This window comes from Sulfuricurvum sp., assembly GCF_028688295.1.
In the GTDB taxonomy this organism is placed as follows: domain Bacteria; phylum Campylobacterota; class Campylobacteria; order Campylobacterales; family Sulfurimonadaceae; genus Sulfuricurvum.
This window is the reverse complement of record NZ_JAQTYM010000009.1, coordinates 37,401-59,256: the sequence shown is the minus strand read 5'-3', so window position 1 is coordinate 59,256 and position 21,856 is coordinate 37,401. Positions and strand designations below refer to the sequence as shown.

At 43.2% G+C, this 21,856-nt stretch carries 25 protein-coding genes; 14 read left to right on the top strand and 11 right to left on the bottom strand.

Annotated features, from left to right (window positions below):
- The 4 genes from polA to PHR02_RS03980 form a co-directional block, all read right to left on the bottom strand.
- Positions 1–2,351 (bottom strand): DNA polymerase I (gene polA, locus PHR02_RS03995; RefSeq protein WP_299989263.1); only part of this gene is annotated, 2,351 nt, incomplete at its 3' end.
- A 9-nt stretch (positions 2,352–2,360) separates the two neighbouring features.
- Positions 2,361–3,179 (bottom strand): HDOD domain-containing protein, encoded by an 819-nt coding sequence (locus PHR02_RS03990; RefSeq protein ID WP_299989260.1) that lies wholly within the window; start codon positions 3,177–3,179, stop codon positions 2,361–2,363.
- Positions 3,180–3,213: 34 nt separating this feature from the next.
- On the bottom strand, positions 3,214–6,030 hold the full coding sequence (uvrA, locus tag PHR02_RS03985; protein ID WP_299989256.1) for an excinuclease ABC subunit UvrA: 2,817 nt from the start codon (positions 6,028–6,030) through the stop codon (positions 3,214–3,216).
- Positions 6,031–6,035: 5 nt separating this feature from the next.
- The gene (locus PHR02_RS03980; RefSeq protein ID WP_299989253.1) at positions 6,036–6,773 is read right to left on the bottom strand and encodes a sulfite exporter TauE/SafE family protein; all 738 of its coding nucleotides are present in this window, start codon (positions 6,771–6,773) and stop codon (positions 6,036–6,038) included.
- Between the two features lie 229 nt (positions 6,774–7,002).
- On the opposite strand from PHR02_RS03980, the gene PHR02_RS03975 reads away from it, so the two are divergent.
- Genes PHR02_RS03975 through PHR02_RS03965 form a run of 3 tightly spaced genes read left to right on the top strand, consistent with a single transcriptional unit; the run spans position 7,003 to position 8,669 of the window.
- The gene (locus tag PHR02_RS03975) at positions 7,003–7,425 is read left to right on the top strand and encodes a chemotaxis protein CheX (protein WP_299989250.1); all 423 of its coding nucleotides are present in this window, start codon (positions 7,003–7,005) and stop codon (positions 7,423–7,425) included.
- 3 nt (positions 7,426–7,428) lie between these two features.
- On the top strand, positions 7,429–7,776 hold the full coding sequence (fliN, locus tag PHR02_RS03970; protein WP_299989247.1) for a flagellar motor switch protein FliN: 348 nt from the start codon (positions 7,429–7,431) through the stop codon (positions 7,774–7,776).
- Positions 7,773–8,669 (top strand): hypothetical protein, encoded by an 897-nt coding sequence (locus PHR02_RS03965; protein ID WP_299989245.1) that lies wholly within the window; start codon positions 7,773–7,775, stop codon positions 8,667–8,669. The genes fliN and PHR02_RS03965 overlap by 4 nt, the downstream gene beginning before the upstream one ends.
- A gap of 14 nt (positions 8,670–8,683) precedes the next feature.
- Here the strand turns inward: PHR02_RS03965 and PHR02_RS03960 are convergent, their stop codons facing one another.
- Both PHR02_RS03960 and nifE read right to left on the bottom strand, forming a co-directional pair.
- Positions 8,684–9,151, bottom strand: coding sequence for a hypothetical protein (locus tag PHR02_RS03960; RefSeq protein ID WP_299989242.1), 468 nt, complete (start codon positions 9,149–9,151; stop codon positions 8,684–8,686).
- Positions 9,152–9,230: 79 nt separating this feature from the next.
- A complete protein-coding gene (gene nifE, locus PHR02_RS03955; protein WP_299989240.1) occupies positions 9,231–10,589 on the bottom strand; it encodes a nitrogenase iron-molybdenum cofactor biosynthesis protein NifE in 1,359 nt (452 codons plus the stop codon).
- A gap of 77 nt (positions 10,590–10,666) precedes the next feature.
- Between nifE and PHR02_RS03950 the strand changes: the two genes are divergently transcribed.
- The 3 genes from PHR02_RS03950 (at position 10,667) to PHR02_RS03940 (ending at position 12,490) form a co-directional block, all read left to right on the top strand.
- On the top strand, positions 10,667–10,918 hold the full coding sequence (locus tag PHR02_RS03950) for a GIY-YIG nuclease family protein (protein ID WP_299989237.1): 252 nt from the start codon (positions 10,667–10,669) through the stop codon (positions 10,916–10,918).
- The gene (locus PHR02_RS03945; protein ID WP_299989234.1) at positions 10,903–11,667 is read left to right on the top strand and encodes a transglutaminase domain-containing protein; all 765 of its coding nucleotides are present in this window, start codon (positions 10,903–10,905) and stop codon (positions 11,665–11,667) included. Before PHR02_RS03950 ends, PHR02_RS03945 begins: the two co-directional genes overlap by 16 nt.
- A 64-nt stretch (positions 11,668–11,731) precedes the next feature.
- Positions 11,732–12,490 (top strand): TerB family tellurite resistance protein, encoded by a 759-nt coding sequence (locus tag PHR02_RS03940; protein ID WP_299989231.1) that lies wholly within the window; start codon positions 11,732–11,734, stop codon positions 12,488–12,490.
- A gap of 22 nt (positions 12,491–12,512) precedes the next feature.
- Here the strand turns inward: PHR02_RS03940 and PHR02_RS03935 are convergent, their stop codons facing one another.
- Entirely contained in the window at positions 12,513–13,121 is a 609-nt protein-coding gene (locus PHR02_RS03935) for a DedA family protein (protein ID WP_299989228.1), read from the bottom strand.
- A gap of 92 nt (positions 13,122–13,213) precedes the next feature.
- Between PHR02_RS03935 and PHR02_RS03930 the strand changes: the two genes are divergently transcribed.
- Positions 13,214–14,095, top strand: a complete 882-nt coding sequence (locus tag PHR02_RS03930; protein WP_299989225.1) for a DMT family transporter — start codon at positions 13,214–13,216, stop codon at positions 14,093–14,095.
- 2 nt (positions 14,096–14,097) lie between these two features.
- On the opposite strand, the gene PHR02_RS03925 is transcribed toward PHR02_RS03930, so the two are convergent.
- On the bottom strand, positions 14,098–14,358 hold the full coding sequence (locus PHR02_RS03925) for a hypothetical protein (RefSeq protein ID WP_299989223.1): 261 nt from the start codon (positions 14,356–14,358) through the stop codon (positions 14,098–14,100).
- Positions 14,359–14,549: 191 nt separating this feature from the next.
- Here PHR02_RS03925 and PHR02_RS03920 point away from each other — a divergent pair, with 191 nt between their 5' ends.
- A complete protein-coding gene (locus PHR02_RS03920; protein WP_299989220.1) occupies positions 14,550–15,416 on the top strand; it encodes an energy transducer TonB in 867 nt (288 codons plus the stop codon).
- A 61-nt stretch (positions 15,417–15,477) separates the two neighbouring features.
- Positions 15,478–16,134, top strand: coding sequence for an energy transducer TonB (locus PHR02_RS03915; protein ID WP_299989217.1), 657 nt, complete (start codon positions 15,478–15,480; stop codon positions 16,132–16,134).
- Positions 16,135–16,143: 9 nt separating this feature from the next.
- Here PHR02_RS03915 and PHR02_RS03910 read toward each other — a convergent pair whose 3' ends face one another.
- From PHR02_RS03910 to PHR02_RS03900, 3 genes are all read right to left on the bottom strand, one after another.
- Positions 16,144–17,226, bottom strand: coding sequence for a GGDEF domain-containing protein (locus PHR02_RS03910; protein ID WP_299989214.1), 1,083 nt, complete (start codon positions 17,224–17,226; stop codon positions 16,144–16,146).
- A 173-nt stretch (positions 17,227–17,399) separates the two neighbouring features.
- Positions 17,400–18,329, bottom strand: coding sequence for an aldolase/citrate lyase family protein (locus tag PHR02_RS03905; RefSeq protein WP_299989211.1), 930 nt, complete (start codon positions 18,327–18,329; stop codon positions 17,400–17,402).
- The gene (locus tag PHR02_RS03900) at positions 18,298–18,660 is read right to left on the bottom strand and encodes a cytochrome c (protein WP_299989208.1); all 363 of its coding nucleotides are present in this window, start codon (positions 18,658–18,660) and stop codon (positions 18,298–18,300) included. Before PHR02_RS03900 ends, PHR02_RS03905 begins: the two co-directional genes overlap by 32 nt.
- Positions 18,661–18,728: 68 nt before the next feature.
- Here PHR02_RS03900 and folD point away from each other — a divergent pair, with 68 nt between their 5' ends.
- Genes folD through PHR02_RS03875 form a run of 5 tightly spaced genes read left to right on the top strand, consistent with a single transcriptional unit; the run spans position 18,729 to position 21,853 of the window.
- A complete protein-coding gene (folD, locus tag PHR02_RS03895; protein ID WP_299989205.1) occupies positions 18,729–19,586 on the top strand; it encodes a bifunctional methylenetetrahydrofolate dehydrogenase/methenyltetrahydrofolate cyclohydrolase FolD in 858 nt (285 codons plus the stop codon).
- Positions 19,587–19,588: 2 nt separating this feature from the next.
- Positions 19,589–20,407 carry a signal peptidase I gene (lepB, locus tag PHR02_RS03890; RefSeq protein WP_299989202.1) on the top strand — a complete coding sequence of 273 codons (819 nt, stop codon included), beginning with the start codon at positions 19,589–19,591 and terminating at the stop codon, positions 20,405–20,407.
- A complete protein-coding gene (locus PHR02_RS03885; RefSeq protein WP_299989199.1) occupies positions 20,388–21,071 on the top strand; it encodes a site-2 protease family protein in 684 nt (227 codons plus the stop codon). The genes lepB and PHR02_RS03885 overlap by 20 nt, the downstream gene beginning before the upstream one ends.
- 8 nt (positions 21,072–21,079) lie before the next feature.
- A complete protein-coding gene (gene rpiB / locus PHR02_RS03880; protein ID WP_299989196.1) occupies positions 21,080–21,517 on the top strand; it encodes a ribose 5-phosphate isomerase B in 438 nt (145 codons plus the stop codon).
- Positions 21,518–21,520: 3 nt separating this feature from the next.
- The gene (locus tag PHR02_RS03875; protein WP_299989193.1) at positions 21,521–21,853 is read left to right on the top strand and encodes a hypothetical protein; all 333 of its coding nucleotides are present in this window, start codon (positions 21,521–21,523) and stop codon (positions 21,851–21,853) included.
- Positions 21,854–21,856: the final 3 nt, after the last annotated feature.

Here is a 21,856-nt window from a genome sequence, read left to right as displayed (position 1 = left end):
CCCTTGACACTCGGAAAGGTCTCGAAATAACGCTCGATAATCTCTTTTGCCTCTTTGGTGGTGATCCCTAACGTATCGGAGAGCTTTTTCTGCCCCATACCGTACAAGAGACCGAAATTGACCGTTTTTGCGATGTTACGCTTACGAGGTGCGTCCTCAGCACCGAACAATGCAATCGCTGTTTGCATGTGGATATCGTGCCCCTCGTTAAAGGCATTGACTAAAACACTGTCCTCACTAAAATGGGCGAGGAGACGAAGCTCGATTTGTGAATAGTCAATCCCGATCAGTTTTTTCCCCGCAGGGGCGACGAACGCTTCACGGATACGCATCCCAAGAGCCGTTTTGACAGGGATATTTTGGAGGTTCGGGTTTTTAGAACTCAATCGTCCCGTTGCCGTTCCCGTCTGGACAAATGAGGTATAAATACGAGATTCAGGATCATTTTGCGCCAATGCTATCAATGGCTCGATATAGGTGGAGTAGAGCTTGTGATATTCGCGGTACTGTAACAACATCGGAATAACGGGATGCTCGTCTTTAAGAGAGTCTAACACCTGCTCATCCGTACTGTAACCTGTTTTAGTCTTCTTGCCATGTGCCAGACCGAGTGTTTCAAACAAGATAACACCTAGCTGTTTCGGAGAATTGAGATTAAATACGGTTCCGCACGCGCTGTGGATTTGCTCCGTGAGAGTGGCGATCTCTAAGGCTACTTCTTTTTTAAATGTCTCCAACACCGCCGTATCGACGGCGATCCCCTCTCGCTCCATCCCCAGTAGTGTCATAGTGAAAGGGAACTCGACATTAAACGCTTCATCCAGAGCGTCTTGTCCACCCTTCAAAAGAAGCTGCTCACGTAGTACTTCGTAGAGTCGATAGGTGATATAAGCATCTTCTCCCGCGTATTTACACGCATCTTCGATCGCGACCGAAGCGAAGTTTTCCCCTTTTTTGACCGTGTCTTTGAAATGAATCATCTCATGATGCAGTAAGTTCTGAGCAAGATTGTCCATCGAGAGAGACCGCGCCGAATCGGTGAGCCATGCCATCACCATAGAATCAGCATGGATGTTCAGACGATCAACGCCCAAAAAGCGGGTGACGAAATGGAGATCGAATTTTATATTATGTCCGATGACTTTACGCGTAAACAGTGCTTTTATTGCTTGTTTCGCGGTTTCAAGCGATACTTGATCCCCTACTCCGAGGTAACTGTGCATCATTGGAACATAATAACCCGTTTTTCCATCCGCGCTAAAGCTAAAACCGACGAGATGATCTTTGGTAGGATCAAGTCCTGTCGTTTCGGTATCGAAAGCAATAAGAGCATCAGGAGAAAGTGCCTCAATGACCTTTTTCAAATCAGTATCGTTATCGATCAAAACACTGCATCCATCCATATTGTTGCATACTGCCGGTATCGGAGATTTCACTTCCTGTAATACAACCGATTGAGAGGAAGAGGTTTGCGATTCTTCAAACAGTGCTTTGGCTTTGATGGTACGCAATACCGCATTCATCTCGTAATGGACTAAATCATCATAGATCGGGAGAAACGGATTATCAAAGTGCATAGCAAACTCTGAAAAATCGAGGCTATTAAACACGTCATCTTTGAGACGTACCAGTTCACGAGAACGGAATGCGTCATCTCGATAGGTTTCAAGCAGCCCTTTGATCCGAGGAGGTGTTACCTCTTCGAGTCTTTCGTACATTGCATCGAGTGTGAAAAACTGCGTTAAAAGCTTTTGTGCCGTTACCTTTCCGATCCCCTTGACCCCTGGGACGTTATCGGCAGTATCGCCGATGAGGGATTGATAATCGATAAACTGGCGCGGGTGGACGCCGTATTTCTCTTCGCAGTGACGCTCATTCATCACTTTTTTGCTGATGGCATCGACCAACACAACCCGATCATCATCGATGAGCTGATAGAGGTCTTTATCGTGCGATACGACACGAACCAAGAAACCGTGCTGACGCGCTTGGCGTACAACGGAGGCGATCATATCATCCGCCTCAAAACCGCTTTGAGAGAGCGATTTGTATCCCATTTTATCGATCCACTCGATGGCGATAGGGAGCTGCATAACCAATTCTTCGGGTGCAGGAGAACGGTTGGCTTTATACGCAGGATCGATTTCGGCACGAAAACTCGGTCCTTTAGCATCGAGAGCAAAAATGAGATAATCGCTGCTGTGATCTTTATGCAGTGAAGCAATAAAGTTGATAAATCCGGTCAAAAGACCGGTAGGAAAACCCTGGCGATTTTTAAGAGGGGGAAGAGCGTAAAAACTGCGGAAAAAGAATCCAAACGTATCGATAATGGTAACAACTTGCTGGGCCATTAATCGACTTTATACAACACGAATTTTATCAAGAATCGCATCAATTGCTGCTTGCAATTTAGCGATATCATAACCTGCTTCTTCTGCTTTTTTAAGTCCGTAAGCGATACCGTGTTCTCCGAATGGGTCATTGATCGGAACAATAGTTTTGACGATATGAAGTGCCATTGCAAACTCTTGAAGTTCCTCTGGTGCCTCTTTTGGTGAATCTGAAAATTGAATCATTTCAACAAATTCCCGATCAAAATTCCAGTGGTTAAAAATCTCTGCGGTTACTGTTGCCGTTGTCTCTTGGATATAAGAGCGTTCAACCGATGCAATATCAATAGCAGAAGTGATATCTGCTTTAAAATTCGTTGCTAAATCTTCTTGGATAACATCACTGGCAATAATAATTTTACCTGTCTCTTGCAAGAATGACGCTAGAAAAAGTTTATCCGCTTTAGCCCGATCAATTTTCAAATACCAGCTGTGCATCAATGCTGCTTGCAAAGATGAAATCTCTGCAAAGCGATCGGAACTGATCCCATAAGGTTCCATATCAACATTCAAAAGCTTTCGAACCGAATTACCCAATCCGATAGAGCGGGTCATACTCATTCCAAAAAGTGAAACTGCTTGTGAGACATTATTAATCTCACGACGGAAACTATAAAGAGGCGAATTTGCCGCTTTGAGTAAGTTGGCAACAATCATCGGATCGGTTTCAACCGTTTTTACCAAATCATGGATCGATGAGTTTGGATCGTTACAAACACGTTGCATGTCGATAACGGTTTTAGGAAGCGGAGGCAAAGATTTAATACTATTTATAATCGAGCTTTTCATTTAATACGGTCCTCTACAAAAGCAATTAGGGTTATTATAGCCTATTTAGCTCAAGAGCCAAATATTTTCCGGTAAAACTACCCGTTTTTTCCCAATCACGTGCAACACATTCAGGATCACCTTCCGCAATCAGCAATCCGCCGCCACTTCCCCCCTCAGGACCCATATCGATGATCCAGTCAGCATTTTTAATCATGTCGAGATTATGCTCAATGACAAGAACCGAATTTCCAAGCTCAACGAAGTTATGAAGAACTTTGGTCAGACGGTTGACATCATCAAAATGCAATCCTGTTGTCGGCTCATCGAGAATATAAAGGGTATTTCCCGTATCCCGTCGGCTCAGCTCTTTGGCGAGTTTAATACGCTGAGCTTCCCCACCGGAGAGGGTAACGGCATTTTGACCCAACGTGATGTAATCTAGCCCTACATCGCTGAGTGTCTGCAAAATCGCTTTGATCTTCGGGATCGGGGCAAAAAATTCGAGCGCTTCGCCGACGCTCATGTTCAATACATCAGAGATCGTTTTCCCCTTGTACTCCACTTGGAGGGTTTGGAGGTTGTATCGGCTGCCGTGACACGAATCACATTTGACCATAATATCGGGTAAAAAGTGCATCTCGATCTTGATCTCCCCTTCCCCCTGACACTTCTCACATCGTCCACCTTTGACGTTGAAACTAAATCGTGATGCCGTGTAGCCTCGAATCTGTGCCTCTTTCGTTTTAGCAAACAGGTTACGGATCTCATCCATCACCCCTGTATAGGTGGCAGGATTGGAACGCGGTGTTCGTCCGATAGGGCTTTGGTCGAGGTAGATTACTTTATCAAGCTTCTCTAGCCCTTCCACTTCGACACCCGCAACGCGGTTAATTTTACGGGCATGATTGAGAATTTCTCTCGTTACGGGAAGGAGTGTTTGTAAAATCAATGAACTCTTACCGCTACCACTCACACCCGTGACACACACGAAATTGTGAAGAGGAATTTTAACACTCAGATTATTAATATTATTTAATGTCACATTGTTGATGGACATCCACTCTTTTTGTTCACGGCGATAAAAATACTCGATTTTTTTCCGACCCGAAAGATATTGTGCGGTGAGAGTATCAGATTTTTTCATCTCTTCGAGGGTTCCGGCGAATACGACATTTCCGCCGAATTTCCCCGCACCCGGTCCGATATCGACGATATAGTCGGCATTCTCAATCGTCTCTTTGTCATGTTCGACAACGATAACAGTGTTCCCTTTTTCCTGCAATGATCGCAACGTTCGGATCAGTTTGAGGGTATCGCGTTCATGCAGACCGATACTCGGCTCATCGAGGACATACATCACTCCCGTCAATCCGCTACCGATTTGAGAAGCGATACGGATACGCTGTGCTTCACCGCCGCTGATAGTACGCGCATCACGGCTGAGGGAGAGATATCCTAACCCCACATCAAAGAGAAAGAAAAGGCGCTCACGAATTTCATTCAAAATTGACGCGGCAATCATCGTACTCTGATCACTCAACCCCTCAAAGGTTTTAGGATCGGCGAACCACGCATACGAATCTTTGAGCGGCATCGAAATAACATCACCGATCCCTTTGTCCGCAACACGAACGGCAAGAGATTCGCGTTTTAAACGATGAGAGTTACAAATATTACACGGCTTTTCAGACATGTAATCCGCCAAATCTTTTTCATCTTTAAAGATGTCATAGGCGATACGGACAATCCCCGGCCACGTACGCTTAATCGGGTGATCTTGCCATTTAAATTCCACTTCATCGACACTGCCGTGGAGAATTGCTTTTTTCTGATACTCTTCGAGGGTATAAAAAGGGGCGCTAATACTGATCCCCGATGCGGAACAAAATGCTTTTAGAAAGGTAAAATAGTATCCCTTATTAAAGCCATAAACGATTTTAATCGCCCCTTTCTCTATCGGAAGTTCAGAGTCGATGATCTTGTCGTAATCAAGAGCATAGCGAATCCCTAAACCATCACATTCTGAACACGCGCCCTTAGGAGAGTTAAACGAAAACGAGAGAGGCTCTAGCGGATCAAAACTCACTTTACAATCAAAACAGGCACTGTGTTCACTGTAGTGGATCAGTTTTTCATGCATTCCCACTTCGTCGTGGTTTTGGATCTCGATTTCTACTTCACCGTAGGATTCTTTGAGCGCTTTTTCAACGTCTTGGGCTACGCGGTCATGGTTGTCGTCTTTGATGATGAGACGGTCGATAACTACTTTAAGGGTATGTTTCTTGGTTTTGGAGAGTTCAATCTCTTCATCAAGACGCACCATAACACCATCAACCATTGCCCGCACGTATCCTTTATGACGCAATGATTCGAGGATATCGGCAAACGAGCCTTTCTTTTCACGTACTAACGGTGCTAAAATAACTATCTTTGCTCCATCAGGGAGCTTGAGTACTTGATCGATAATATCTTGTGCCGACATTTTTGAGATTTTTTTACCGCAGAGATGACAGTGTTGAATCCCGATACGGGCATACAAGAGACGTAAATAGTCATAAATCTCGGTGATCGTCCCTACCGTAGAGCGCGGATTTTTGGAAGTCGTTTTTTGATCAATTGCGATAGCAGGGGTAAGTCCTTCGATTTTATCAACATCCGGTTTTCCAACGCGATCCAAAAACTGTCGTGCATAGGATGAAAGAGATTCGATATAACGGCGTTGACCTTCAGCATAAAGGGTATCAAACGCCAATGTCGATTTACCGCTCCCACTGATTCCGGTACAGACTACCAATTTATTTTTCGGAATTTCCAAAGAGATATTTTTGAGATTGTGTTCTCGCGCACCAATAATTTTAATTTTATCCATAAATCTTACCCCGTAATCAGTTTGTATGCCGTAATGGCAAAAATAAAGACGTAAAAAACCACCAATATTTGTTTATATTGGCTTATTTTGATCAAATTCAAAAGCCAAATCCCCATCATAATCCCAAGCAGTGAACTCAGCCCCATAATCAATCCTGCATGAAGATTAATCATACCCAGCCAAAGCAAGGTACCAAAAGCCGAAATAGAGGTAAACATAACAAAGAAAAGTCCTACCGCCGACGCTTTTTTCAGAGGAAAGCCCATAAAACTCACCAATATCGGCGTCATAAGGATAGAACCCCCTACTCCGAGCATCCCAGAGAATACCCCAATTCCTCCACCAATGGTAGTGTAAAGAGGTCGATTGATCACTTCAGAACGAGTGGGCACGGGAGATGAAAACGCTAAACGTCCCAACGTAAAAGCAACAATTCCCAAAAAGAGCCATTCAAGAATCGTTTCATCCAAGATTTTGACGAAAACTCCTCCAACCATGGCACCAAGTACTCCGCCATACCCGAAATATTTAATATCATTGACCACATACGTCTGTTTCTTGTGATGAATCCACGCCGCCATTAACGATCCTGCCACCATTTGCATGACCGAAATACCGATTGCTTCTTTAATACCGAAACCGAGATAGAGCAAGATCGGAACAGTGACCGTACCGCCGCCGATTCCGAAAAAACCGGAGAGTGTACCGACACCAAGTCCTAAAAGAGCCAATTCTATTGTCATACTATCACTTTAGTTGAAAAATAATTCTTCAAAAGTTCATTCCGCGCGATTATACTCTCTTCGTGCTTCAAGCAACCCCCTTTTCGTTCACTTGATTTTACGGTATAATCAATTCTCATACTGTTGTTACCCACTTTTTGGGCACTACCCGAAACTCATAAAGTGACTCAACACCCTGAAGCTACCCGTCTCTTTCGGATAGGGTGAAATTAATGAGAGTGAGGATGCAATGCTAGCGATCATTGTTCATGCAGCTGAAAACTTTTGTCAACATCAACTACGCTTGCCGTTTGAACGTATTGAGAGTAGCCCAAAAAAGAGAACACTTCTTGCTTATATTGATGTAGAAGAAAAAAATGCTCTCCTGCATCGCGTCTATATCGGATGCGATGAAGCGTTGATGCAACGGATTAGCGAAATTTTTTTAGGTGAAGATGAAAGTGATGAACAAACGCTTATCGATATGCTTTTGGAAACGACCAACATGATTGTAGGAAGTGCAAAAGTGTTAGCAGAAGAGTCGTACGAAACAACGATCAGTATCATGACCCCTTTTTTCGTATCTGATGATACGAGCAAGGGTGAGTTACAAGAAGTTCAGCACCTCAGTATTGATAATTGCGAAATGATGATTGCGCTAAAAAGGCTCTAAAAAATGAATGAAATCGTTACACCTCAGCCCTCTTCACTTCCAAAAGATCACCCCTTTGATGCACTCAAAGAGCTTTCATGGATGGATTATGAGGGATTGCTCGATATGGAAGTGGAGTTTGTTGCTGACTTGGGACAAACCAGCCTTTCTTTGGGGGAAATTTTAAAACTCGAAAAAGGCTCCGTCATTGATTTGGGAAAACCCGCCGGTGAAAGTGTCGAATCTTATGTAAACCGTCGTATTATCGGGAAAGGCGAAGTAATGGTATATGAAAAAAACTTAGCAATACGGATCAATGAGGTACTCGATTCGAGTGCCGTACTTTACTACCTTTCAAAAGAGAGACTATGAGATACTTACTTCCCCTACTTCTTCTCCCGGCACTGTTATGGGGTGCCAAAGTTTTAAGCTATAACGTTTATGACCGTAACGACCGTGTTGACGTCATGCTCACCTTTGACACCCCTTATGAGGGTGTTCTCCGCCAAAACCGTCAAGGTAACACCGTTGTTATTAAGCTAGAAGAGGCCTTTATCGAATCACCGAAAATTAAAGATGTTAACTCAAAATACTTAGGAAAGCTCACCATTGCACCCCAAGGAGAACACATCGAGATTGTAGCGGTAGTGAGTAGCGGCGTCTCGATGCAAGCGTCTAAGACATCCGATTCCTACGGTCTACGTCTCCGTTTTATGCACCCAGTATCTACTGAAGCACTTCAACCAACACCACCTGTCGATGAAACCGCACTCCAAGGTCTCCCTACAAAATCTGACGGTGAATTTGAACAAAGCTATTATGTAGTCATCGGCATTTTAGTGATCGGGATTGGTATTTTATTTTGGCTAAAACAAAATATTGCCAAACGTGCTGAAACGATGCATAATGAACCGAAAACACCGTGGCTCTTTAACAAAAATTCAACAGAACCAAAATCGACTCCGATACCGGGTATGAAAGGATCTACTGATGCAGGAGGGATACATATTCGCTTCCAAAAGACATTGGATTCATCCCATACCGTTGCGATGCTCGATTATGGAACCATGAGTTATCTTGTTCTTTTAGGGAACAATACATTATTACTCGATAAATTCCAAGATAATATTCCGATTACCCAAAATGAATTTGAAACTCTTTTACAATCCAAACATCGTGAGTTGGATGGCTTTTTCCAAATCGCACCTGCTGCGCAAGATGAGATGTTTGATTCTTACAAAGAGAAAGCTTCCGGGGTATATTAAAACACCCCTTTTCTTTATTTCACATTTCCTAAATCATAACGACTATAGACATCATAGGCTTCTTCCCCTCCGGTAGTGGAGAGAACTTCACGGATCAATTCAGCCGCTTCTTTACGACTTCCTCCCGCAAACCCTTTTGCATAAATTTCAGCTAACGTTATCTTAGCCGCAGGCTCGCCCTGTGCAACTGCCATCTTAAGATAATATGCTGCTTTATCGAAATCTTCAGGAACCCCCATCGCATTAGCATACGCAAAACCTGCACTTACTTGCGCCGGTAAAATCCCTGCTTCAGCGGCTTTGGCATAATACGCTGTCGAGTGGGTAAAATTTCTCTCAACACCCTGAGCGTTATAATAAAGCGTCCCCAGTGCATAAGCACATCGCGGGTCCTCTGGATTTTTATTAAACCATTCATACGCTTCTTCAAAACGTTTGCCACTGTAGGCATTCATCCCTGCATTGTAAACATCAATCTCCATAGCAGCCTCTTTTTAATGCGATTGTAACAAAAGAGGCTAAACCTAAAGATGTATCGCGCACATTAATCCAAAAGTTTATTTACAACTCCCACGGTGCCGGTTTGCCTACATTGGCAAAGACCGGATTACGAAACGCATATTTTAAGTCTTCTGCCAAATTCAACAATCCGTTATATCCGCCGTAACTGGTTTTCTTTTCTTGATTAACATCAATAAAAGAGATTTTCTTCTTGATAGCCGTGTAGAGACTTCGTCCACCGGCGAGAAGAATATTCGCCCCCGTAGAGTCGATAATTTTCCCCTGTTCAGAAGCAGGTTTCGTCATCAGTACCCCATTTTCACCCAAATACTCACGTGCTTTATCGATATCATCCTGTGTCGATTTTGCCACGCTCGTTGCAACGACTTCAATACCCAAATCCTGCAAACCTGAAGCAATCGACCACGCTTTATTCCCTCCGGTATTTAGAACCGCTTTTTTCCCAGCAAACAGTTCCCTATAAGGGATAAGAGCACTCTCGAGTTCAGCTTCAGCTTGAGCAATCACCTCTTCGGCTCGTGCTATCAACTCCTGATCACCTAAAGCATTTACGATCTCACGAATCGCAAATGTCGTATCGCGTTTACCGTAAAATGAGACCGAAATCCACGGAATCCCATACTGCTCTTGCATTTTTCGTGTCAGCGTTATCAGTGATTTGGCACAAACGATAACATTGAGTTTCGCACGGTGGGCACAGCGGATATCCCCCACTCGCCCATCTCCGCTCATTGAACTCAGAACGCGGATACCAATCTTTTCAAACAACGGAAGATATTGCCACATGTCTCCCGTAACATTATAATCGCCGATAAGATTGATATCATACGGTGTCGTAAATTCCGGCTCTTTGGTACCAATCAGATGTTCCAATACCGCCTCACCGGCGAGACGTGAACCAAGATTTTTGCTCCCCACAAATCCGGCGGCATGAACGGGAACGACGGGGACACCATATTTTTCAGCTCCCAATTTACAAGTCATATCAATATCATCGCCTACAAGAGCCGTGACACAAGTCGAATAGACAAAAATCGCTTCGGGTTTGTAATGTTCCATTACATAATCGATCGAATCCCCCAGACGTTTATCCCCCCCAAAGATGACATCATTGGTCGTAATCCCCGTCGTAAATCCCATTTGTGTATGATCCACACCCGTGTACGACGTTTTTGTCTCACGTGTCTCCCACGATGCGCCCAGACAGGTTTGAGGACCGTGCACAAGATGTACTGCATCTGCATACGGGAAGAGAGAGATTTGAGCACCGTCAAACGCACATCCCCCTGCGGCCAGTCCGGGTTTAGGCTTATCACACCCTTCTCCAGGTTTTTTATCTTTAGAGTGTGAACAGGCACTCTCATTCATAAGCTCTTTGATTTTTGCGCGGCTGACCATGGTGACTCCTTAGAGTATAGTATTGCTTAATATGCAATTTTTATGCATCTTCACCTCTCTTTTGTTATACTCTCATCATGAAGAGCTACAGCGTTTATATCCTCAGATGCAATGACAACACATTTTATACCGGTATTACTACCGATATCGAGAAACGGCTAAATGAGCATAACACCTCTATGCGGGGAGCAAAATACACCCGATACCGCCGTCCGGTAGAGCTTATGTATCATGAAAGCCATATCGATAAAAGCAGTGCGCTGAAACGTGAAATCTTTATCAAACAGATGAAAAGAGATCAAAAAGAGGCATTATGGATCTCTGGATAAAAATCCTTCTCGTTGCTCTTTTTGGTATCTTGATTTATCGTGAAATCCTAAAATCACTCCACAATCCCCATAAACGCCCCCTCCAAAAATCCAAAGCAGGATTTATGAGTTTCATTACCATCACTATTCTTATCGGAGTTTTTACCTATGCAGGGATCTTCGTCACGAAAATAGAGACACGCGATTTACGCTCCTTTACTCCCTCACATTCTCCACAAATGATCAGCATCTATGATCCCGGCGTTATTGAGTTGGAGGGGATGGTAATAAAAACAAATCTTGCGCACCAAGGTGAACTTACCGCCCTTGCAACACAACTCACCTCCGCATGTGCCGGAGACAAGGGATGTGAACTCCAATCGCTTTTTGATTACGTTACACACATCCCCTACCGAACTGACCACACCAGTCGTAATGCAAAAAAAGTAATCGAAACCAATTGGGGAGATTGCGATGATAAATCAAACCTTTTTGCTTCACTTTTGAATGAACGTGGATTTGACTATCGGTTCGTGTATGTACCGCGTCACGTCTTTGTCGTTGTCCATACAGAAGATGGCGATAATCTCCCTTTTCTTCCTGCGAGCTTGCAGATCGAGGGAAAAAAGTTTTACTATGCTGAAACAACCGCCAAAAATTCAAAAATTGGAGAATTCAACGGCCAATTTCCCCACAGCTTTGAGGGGATATACGATATCAAAAAAGATGAAGCCGTTGATCATGAAACTGTCTCTTTCAGCTTTGGATAAAAAATCTTTTTTATTATCCATTTAAAGCTACACTTTCATTCAATTTTTTATCTCAGGATTTTTCATGACTCAAATGATCATACTTATCGTCGTTATTGCCCTTTTTTACTGGCTTTCACGCAGTTTTTCCCAAAACCAACACACCTATACCCCCAATCAGTTTGCCGGATTCAAACTCAACAAAGATACTCTTGCGCACAGTGAGTTAGGTCTCTTTGTTGCCCTTTCAGCCAAAGTAGCCAAAGCCGATGGACGTGTCGATGAACTCGAAGCGGAGTTAGTCGCTAACATGTTCTCCGATATCAGTGCCCTCTTCCCTGATCCTGAGGCAACCAAAAAGCTCCTCAAAGAGATTTTTGACGAAGAGAAAAATGCTCCCCACAATCTAGACCTCGTAGCTCAAGCACTCTATAAGGCTCTCTCGAAAGATCCCCATAAACGTCAAAAAATGGTCGAATTTCTCGTCAATCTCACTTACATCGATGGAACGCTAAGCCAAAGTGAAGAGGAGATGCTCCATAGAATTGCCTATCATTTAGGGTTCAGTGAACAAGATCTAAAAGCAATGATGGAGCGTTTTGGTGCTTATCATCGAAACAGTATCAAAGAGAGCTCGATCGATCAAGCCTATACCCTCTTAGGAATCACCGCCGAAGCAACGAACGATGAAGTAAAAAAAGCGTATCGCGCACTCGTACGTGAGTACCATCCCGACATTATCAAATCACAAGGCGCTTCGGATGAGTATCTCAAAGAAGCAACTGAAAAGGTGCAAGAGATTAATGCCGCCTATGAGATGATTAAAAAATCACGAGGTATATGATCAAAAAGATATCGAAAGAATTTCACTCTTCGATAATCTCTTTTTTGACTTTGAGTCGAACATAGATCGCAATCATTAAGATAACCCCCACGACAAGAGCAACAATCATTATATGAAGATATTCTTTTAAAAGTGCCTGATTTCCTCCAAGCATATATCCCAATAACGCCAAAATAATCACCCAAATCCCTGCACCGAGACTGGTGTAAATACTAAATGCGATAATGTTCATTCTTGCCAATCCGGCAGGAAGTGAAATGTATTGGCGAACGGCAGGAATCAAACGGCCGCTAAAGGTAGAGATATGACCGTGTTTAGCGAAAAAATCATCCATTTTTTGAAGACTCTCTTCTTTAAACAATACATATTTACCGTACTTCACGATAAACTCACGCCCCAGTTTCAAAGCCAAATAATAGTTAAACAAAGCGCCGCTCAAACTCCCCGCGATACCGGCCAAAATAGCACCATAAAGATTCATTTCTCCCTTGGATGCCAAATATCCGGCTGGAATCATCACCACTTCGCTTGGAAAAGGGAAAAAACTGCTCTCTAAAAACATCATCACAAAAATCCCTAGATACCCTAAAGCACCAACCGTTTCAACAATCCAATTAATAATTTCACCCATTATTTTTCACTTTTAAAAATATTTTGCAAATACTACACTCTATTGACTAAAACTACTCCCTATAACCGTCAATATCATGTTACAATCGCACCATGATTTCGCACCTCGATAATACCCGACTTGGCATCATTTATATGCTCGCAGCCTCTTTTTTATTTTCATTAACGATGGTATTTGCCAAACTTCTCTCTGCTTCACTAGGCTCTGTTGAAGTGACATTTTGGCGCAATACCATCGGATTGATCGTTATCGCGTTTTTCCTTCTGCGCAAACCGATGAAAAATGTCGGTGGAAAGCCGTTTACCCTTATTTTTCGCGGCGTTATCGGTACCGTTGCCCTCCTCGCATTTTTTTATACCATCAGTGCTACGACTTTATCTAATGCCATTGTTTATGCGAAAACAGAACCGATTTTTACCGCTTTACTCGCTTTTTTTCTCTTAAAAGAAAAACTCCAATCCCATGCTCTTTTAGCCATTGCCATAGGATTTTTAGGAGTGATACTCCTAAGCAAAATGGAATTTGGATACCTTCATATTATGGGGCTTCTGACCGGTTTTTTATCGGCGCTGGCGTATACAAGCGTACGAAGTCTCAAAGCCCATTACGATGAGCGAACCGTAGTCCTCTCCTTCATGCTCTCCGGCGTTATTATCCCTGCTCTTTTAATGTTTATAGCCAACTACGTTCATTCTGATTTTTTTGCTTTCGCCCTAAACTCGTTCGTTATTCCTCAGGGGATTGCGTGGTTGTGGATTATTTTGATGGGAGTAGCCGCCGCTTTCGGTCAAATCTACATGACGAGAGCCTATTTCTACGCTAAAGCGGGCATTGTGAGCACCCTGAGTTATTCCGTAGTACTCTTTGCTACACTTTTTGGAATACTTTTGGGTGATCTCTTCCCTACACCAATCGTTATAACAGGGGGGATTTTAATCGTTATTAGCGGGATTTTACTCTCACTAAAAAAATAATATTAGAGTTTACTATCTAATTTATCAGCGATGCTATCCCCTAACTGATCGATAGGCATCCCTTCATTTTTAGATGTAGGCTGAACTTTTTTAACCGGAACGGGAGCTGCCGGTACGGGTTCGACGCTAACCGGTTCTTGGACTTCTTGTGATACTGTCACGTTATTTTCTAGGTCTTGTTTTTTCAGATAATCATCTAAAAAAAAGGCTTTAAAAATCAACAAAATAACCGCGAAAATTAAAATATAAACAATTCGATGCATTATTCTCTGCCTTCGTTTCTAAAATTTATAACTATCAAAGGAAGGTATCTTAGCGTAGTTTTTTTAACAAAATTCTATCATTAGTAAATACAAGGTACAATTCCCACAAATACATGATGTTACGCACTAAAACGAATACATCCGTTTAAAGGTCAGTTAACACAATAAACTAAACTATATTTTTTGAGACTATGAAGCGAATCCAATCTTTTTCCATCTATGCATTGTTAATCGCCCTCTTAGTGCATCTCATCATAGCACTATTGCTTGTGCTCCTAAATCAGCTAAAACCGATCATCCCGCCTGAAAAAAATCCATCAAAACCGACAGAAGAGCGCTTTCGCCTCTCCATCAAAGAACGCCCTACACCGAAACCTGAAGCGATCATCAAAAATGAGATTCCACGCCCCAACACCAAACGTCCGATTCCTCAGGGAGAACAGCTTATCAAGCCATCGGAGCCCGTTCAAAAACCTCTTCAAAAAGTGACCACTCCAGAACCCCCGCGTAGTATAACGCCCCCTGAGCGCGTCAAAAATGAACCGGTAAATGAGCCTAAAAAAGCGTTCGAACGTCACATCGCCAAAACGGTTGCCGAAATTGAGCGTAAACCTGTTCCTCAAAAAGCATTCAATCTCCATGAAAGCCTCTCAAAAGCTGACCCCTCAGCACAAGAGAGACCGGTCCGAAGTTCTACCAAAATCGCCGACAGTATCCAACGTCTTTATGGGGATAAATTTAATGAGCTCTCAGCAGGAGAACAAAAATACATTCTTGACAACCAAGAAGTGATGCGCCGTATTACCCAAGGGGTACTCGATCGATACGGCCGATCACGTATTCCCGATAGTATTCGTACTCAAGATACCAATATGATTGAATTTTATCTCCATCCAGATGGCAGTATCTCTGATATCCGTTTTCTAAAAAACTCACAGCTCTCTATATTGGATGATACAACCAAAGAGGTTATCGAACTCTCCTACGCCAAATACCCCCGACCTGAACAAAAAACACTCATTCGCTACCGTGTCTTTTATAACCTTACAGGATATTAATACTCCAGTTTAATCTTTAACTATTTAAAAAAGCTGGAGTTTCAATGGTTATAATGCAAAAATGAAATCAACTAACTCACAAAAAGCATTGCTCATAGCACTCTTTTTGCATCTTTTTATTGTGAGTATCTTTTGGATCAGTTTCCCTAACATCAAGGAAGATAAAAAACTCCTCCCCGAAAAACGATTCGGTATCTCTTTGAGTGAAGCACTTGAGATCAATGACAACAGCCCATCAGTACCACAGAACACACCTATTCCTTCACCTCCGATGCAAACCATTGTCGAGAAATCTCCTCCCTCTTCAGAAGAAAACAACCCACTCCCTCTCGACACACCCAAACCATTAACACCCAAAGATCGTGATTCTCTCCCCTTTTCTGTTCTTCACCACTATGGAGAAGAGTTTTTTAATCTCAGTGCAGGGGAACAACACTACATCATCGACAATCTCCAAAAGATACGTAAACTCAATGAGATCGTCGGAACAAGATTACTGAGAGATCGTCCCGATGATGTCGATCCGATGGATAATAATGTGGTTGAGTTCACCCTCAATCCTGATGGGAGTATCAGCGATCTATCTCTCGAAAAAAATCGCCTAGGAACACCGCTCGATGAGCTAACCCTTCAAACGATTAATCTCGCCCATCCGAAATATCCCAAACCTAACCAATCCACAAAAATACGGATACGGGTTTATATTATTATCAAATAATCGCAAAGACTAATAGCAGATTCGATTACGCCCTTGCTCCTTGGCATTGTAAAGATGCTTATCTCCAAGGGTTACGAGTGTATTAAAATCTTCTATATGTTCACTGTTTTCGATAATCCCGATACTTGCCGTGACACGAATCGTTTCCTCATTATACGAAATCGACGTCTCTTCGATTTTTTGGCGAACCCGTTCCGCAATTATTTTGGCTTCATTCAGATCGGTTTGAGGCAATATCACCCCGAACTCCTCCCCACCCAGACGTCCTACGATATCCTGTTCTCTCGTTTGCTCAAGCAATATTCCTGAAACAGCCTCGATAACACGGTCACCGCACTCATGTCCGTAGGTATCGTTAACCCGCTTAAAATGATCGATATCAAGCATAATAAAAGAGATCCCTTTATCATCATTCCAGTGGCGTCTGGAGACTTCATACCATGTTCGGCGGTTGAGGAGATTGGAGAGTCCGTCAAGCGACATCAAAATATTGTTTTCAAACGCATTCCGATACGCCTCGATACCGTTTCGGCGGCTGAGAATAACTACCGCAAAGACATAACCTGCCAGCGGCAACGCAAAAAAGATATAGGTCACGATCTCTTCCGCACTTTTTCCCACCCAAGCCATCACAAAGAGGACAAAAAGGATTTGAAAACTCTCCATAATAAAATAGATTTTTTTAGTAACCAAAGGGGCAAGCATCATGGTAGCAGTGAGATAAAACATCCATGAATAGCCAACAAAATGGACAGGATTTCCAAACAAAAGATAAGTGAGTGCAACCGCACTGAATCCCATCGTACCAAACGTCGTAATCGCTTCGATACGGCGATTTTCGAAATACGGGTGTGCCACAGCGATAATCACCATAACGGCAAAAAATACCGCCGTAAGCCTACCGCCGAGTACATACAAAAACTCACTTGTCGCACCGTAGGTTTTATAATCGAAAGGGATATAGATAACGGCTAAAAAAAGACCGATGTAGCTGAAAAGGAGAAAGTTTTTAAATATACGATTTCCGAAATACTTTTCGAACGATTCAAAACGGATAAGACGGTTGGATTGCAATGCTACGGTATTCGTCATGCTGTACTCTCGCTACTAGTGGGGTTACTAATAGCGTAGTACAAAATGTGTTATCGAAACCTTAAAGTGTTATTGCTTATTTTTCAACTAGTGACAATTTGTCACGGTTTCATTTTCATTGTAGTCCGTCCATTATCAAAAGGCGGAAAATAGTTCTAAATGAACTACTACTGCTACTGCGCTAAAACCGACAACGCACCCTTATAAATCGGCTCGTCAATAAACCCGTACCGCTCATCCACAAAACCGCTAATTCCACGGACGCTGTGTTCTTCGAATAATCTCACGATCTCGTGGCATCGCTCTATCTCTGCTTCACCGTGACCGAAAATGTCATGAATCAGCTCTACTTGAGCAGGGGAGATACACCCTTTTGCATCAAATCCCATCATTTTTTCCAACTCCAGCCAGTTACGTAATCCATCACTGTTTTTATAATCTTGATAGACAAATGATACCGGTTTTACACCGCATGCACGACAGGTAATCAAAAAGTGAGAGAGGAGCGTGTGAACCATCGGATTATCGGGGATAAGAAGCGTCTGAGAGAGGCCTAAATCGGCAAAGAGATCGAGAATTCCGAGATAATAGGCACTAATCCGTGTATCGATGCGCAGTTGAGCGAGCAAAAGCCACGCCTCTTTGGTCTCGATGGAGAGATGAATTTCAATCCCCTCATCTACGAGGGTCAACACCCGTCTCACATCTTCAATACTTCGAATTTTAGGAACCCTAATCGCATCGGGCATGAAAGGATTGAGAAACAAAATCTCCTCAGCACCTCCCTCATCCAGAGGATTCACCCGAACCACTAATTTTTTATCCGTTTGCGGATTGGATGAGAGTACCATGGCGCACAACGCCAATGCGTAAGGTTTTTGGGAGGCACTGACACCATCTTCGAGGTTTAGCATTAAACACTCAGCTTCCAGTGTCGGAATTTTAGAAAGATGTTTGATGTTATGGGTAGACACCATCATGGCGGATCGAAATGACAAGGTACGGTTTAATTCCCTCTTCACGGGAATTGCTAACGCCCTCAGGGTTGTTATGTTTTCGGAATCAACTAAATTATTGAGCTTTTCGAGGTTTCTGAGCGGCACTTTTAAACTCCTCACGATGGAGATAATAATAAAGGGTTTGTATCTCAGTATCCGTGAGATAATAACGAGGCATGCCAATGATGCGACTGTTCACTTTGTCATAAAACTCACGAAAAGAGAGCTTATGGATCGGTTTTCCGGCAAAAATCTTGTTTTCACCTTTGTCACGATAGCGGGCAATTAGCTTCCCCTCACCCTTTTCTCCATGACACAAATGGCACCCTACCCCTCGTGGATTATGATAGAGCCCGGCCGCATACTCTTCTTTCGTAATAAATGATTCCGCATGAGAGAATGTGAATGCCAAAAATAATAGAATAACCCCGCGCACCTGATCCCTTTAACCATTTATTAGTCTTTACTCGCTATGATACCCAAAAACAATTTGACGGTGATTAAATGCAAATTCTTGACGGTAAAGCACTCGCACAAAAAATCGAAGAAAAAGTGACGCTCGGGGCCAAAGAGCTGAAAGTTAAAACCGGTAGAGTTCCGGGTTTAGCGGTAATTTTGGTCGGTCATGATCCAGCGAGTCAAGCGTACGTCGGTATGAAGAAAAAAGCCTGTGATCGTGCAGGATTTTATTCGGTTACGCACGAAATGCCCGATGATATCTCCCAAGATGCCATCCTTAAAACCATCGAAATGATGAACCTAAATCCTAACATCGACGGGATTTTAATCCAACTTCCTCTCCCTAAACATGTTGATACCACCAAGATCCTCGAAGTGGTTGCCCCATCCAAAGACGTAGACGGATTCCACCCCTATAATGTCGGACGCCTTGCAACAGGATTGGACGGTTTTGTTCCGTGTACACCACTGGGGGTTATGGAACTTTTGGCAGAATATAACATCGATCCAAAAGGGAAAAACTGCTGTGTCGTCGGCGCTTCTAACATCGTCGGAAAACCGATGGCGGCACTCTTGCTCAACGCCAATGCAACGGTTGAAATCTGCCATATTTTTACCGATGATCTGAAAAAACACACACTGGCCGCAGATGTTATCCTCGTTGGAGCAGGTGTTATTAATCTCATACGCGAAGATATGGTTAAACCTGATACCATCATTATCGATATCGGAATCAACCGAACTCCTGATGGTCGTCTCGTCGGAGATGTTGACTACGATGCGGTTGCCCCTAAAACCTCCTATATTACCCCTGTACCGGGAGGAGTCGGTCCAATGACTATCGCGATGCTCCTCTCTAACACCCTAAAAGCCGCACAAATTCACGCACAAGAAGAGAACTAATTTTGAAGAAAAAAATATTTAATGCAGCGCACAGCGCGTACCGTTTTTCAAACACATGGACAGGAACGATTATCATTGTCCTCTTTATCATTTTCTTTGTGGCGCAAGCCTTTCGTATCCCTAGCGGATCAATGAAAGATTCTCTCCTCGTCGGTGATCATTTATTTGCCAAAAAATTTGCCTACGGAATCTCAACACCCCATATTCCGTTTCTCGAAATTCCTCTTATTCCAGGAACCGATGGACACATCATCGATGGAGCCGAACCAATGCGCGGTGATATCGTCATCTTCCGCTATCCTAACAATACTCAGCTTCACTACGTTAAACGATGTGTTGCATTACCGGGGGATGAACTCTTTTTGTCAGAAAAAGTACTCTATCTTCATCCTCGTGAAGGTGATGAGTATGCCCGTAAAGCCTTTTCAGAGTATGAGCTCGTAGAGGTTGATGGAAAATTATGGGTTAAAAATCCTTACGCAAAAGAGCACCCGGGGATCCATAATGATAACAAAATGGTTGATAACGGAGTTTTCCCCACTGAACTTTTCAATTTTGCACCGATCCAAGTTCCCGAAGGGGAGTATTTCATGATGGGAGACAACCGTGACCACTCCAATGACAGCCGTTTTTGGGGATCAGTCCCGTATGGCTTGATCGAGGGGACACCGTGGTTTGTCTATTTCAGTATGGACAGCAATTACGAAGTACGCTGGGATCGTATCGGAAAAACACCAACCGATTTAGAACAAAAAGAGATTTTAGAACACGCTGTTAACGAGCGAATCCGCGAAGATGCCAATGACCATGAGCTCTATTGATCTACTCGAAATCGCTGCGGCGGTTATCGCTCTTCTCATTGCCATTATCGGTCATGAGATAATGCACGGTTGGGTCGCCTATAAATACGGTGATACTACCGCTAAAAACCAAGGTCGGCTCAGTATCAATCCTCTCATTCATATCGACCCCTTCGGTTCTATTCTCGTCCCCCTTATGACCTATTTTATCCCTATGCTTCTTGGGGCTTCGAGCGGTTTTTTATTCGGTTGGGCAAAACCGGTTCCGATCAATACGCATACGGTTATTCGAAATGGTGGATACAACGCTGCCATGCAGGTGAGTTTGGCAGGAATCGCTTATAATATTTTCCTAGCTACCCTCTCTTCGATCATACTGGTTTCACTTGCTCAACCGACTGAAGCTGACAGTATCGCTTATATTTTTGGATATATCTTTATAATGAAATTGCTGTTGATCAATGTTGTTTTAGCAGTATTCAATCTCCTACCCATTCCGGGATTCGACGGGGCTCACTTTTTGTCGTATCTGAGTCTGAAATACAAAATACGTGCCATTGCCGAATTTTTCGCTAAAGCCGAACCTTATGGAATGATTGTTATCATCATCATATTAGTTACCCCGCTCAAAATACCACTCGTAATGTGGCCGATTCAAGCGGTATTAAATTTATTGTTAGGGTAAGGAGAATTATGAAGTTTTACGTTGCAACCGATCATGCCGGAATCGATCTTAAAGATTTTACCGTTGAAAATCTCCGTTCCAAAGGTCATGAAGTGATCGATTTGGGACCATTTTCCAAAGAGAGAGTCGATTACCCCGATTACGCAGTTAAAGTGTGTGAAAATGTCCTAGCTGATATCGGTTCACAAGGAATTTTGATCTGCGGTTCAGGTATCGGCATGTCGATGGCGGCTAACCGTCATCATGGCATCCGCGCAGCACTGTGCCATGATGCCTATACAGCGAGCGTTGCACGTGGGCACAATGATGCCAACGTCCTTTGCTTCGGCGAACGTATCGTGGGGCAAGGGGTTGCCGAATCGATCCTTGATGCATGGATTGCAGGCGTGTTCGAAGGGGGTCGTCACTGCGGCCGCGTGAGTAAAATAGAGGCCATACAAGGATAATTGATGTTTTTAGAGTGGTCATTGCTTACCGTCGTTACCTTGGGAGCCATTTTCTTTTTGGTTAAAATGTTCTATTTTCGTAGTATTACGGTAAAAGAACAGCGTAGCAGTGAAATGATGAAAATGACCCTCAAAGAGGCAGAAATACTGATCCGAAAATACCAAATTCAACTTCAACGCGCACTCGGAAATGTTGACATCCTCAGCGAAGAACTCAACAACCTTCGTAATGAGCTAAAATCGCTTAAACAGCGTAACTCCAAACACCGTTCGGAAACTGATCGCCTCCAAAATAAAATCAAAGAGCTTGAAGGGCGCATTGACGCGCTAATTTAACCA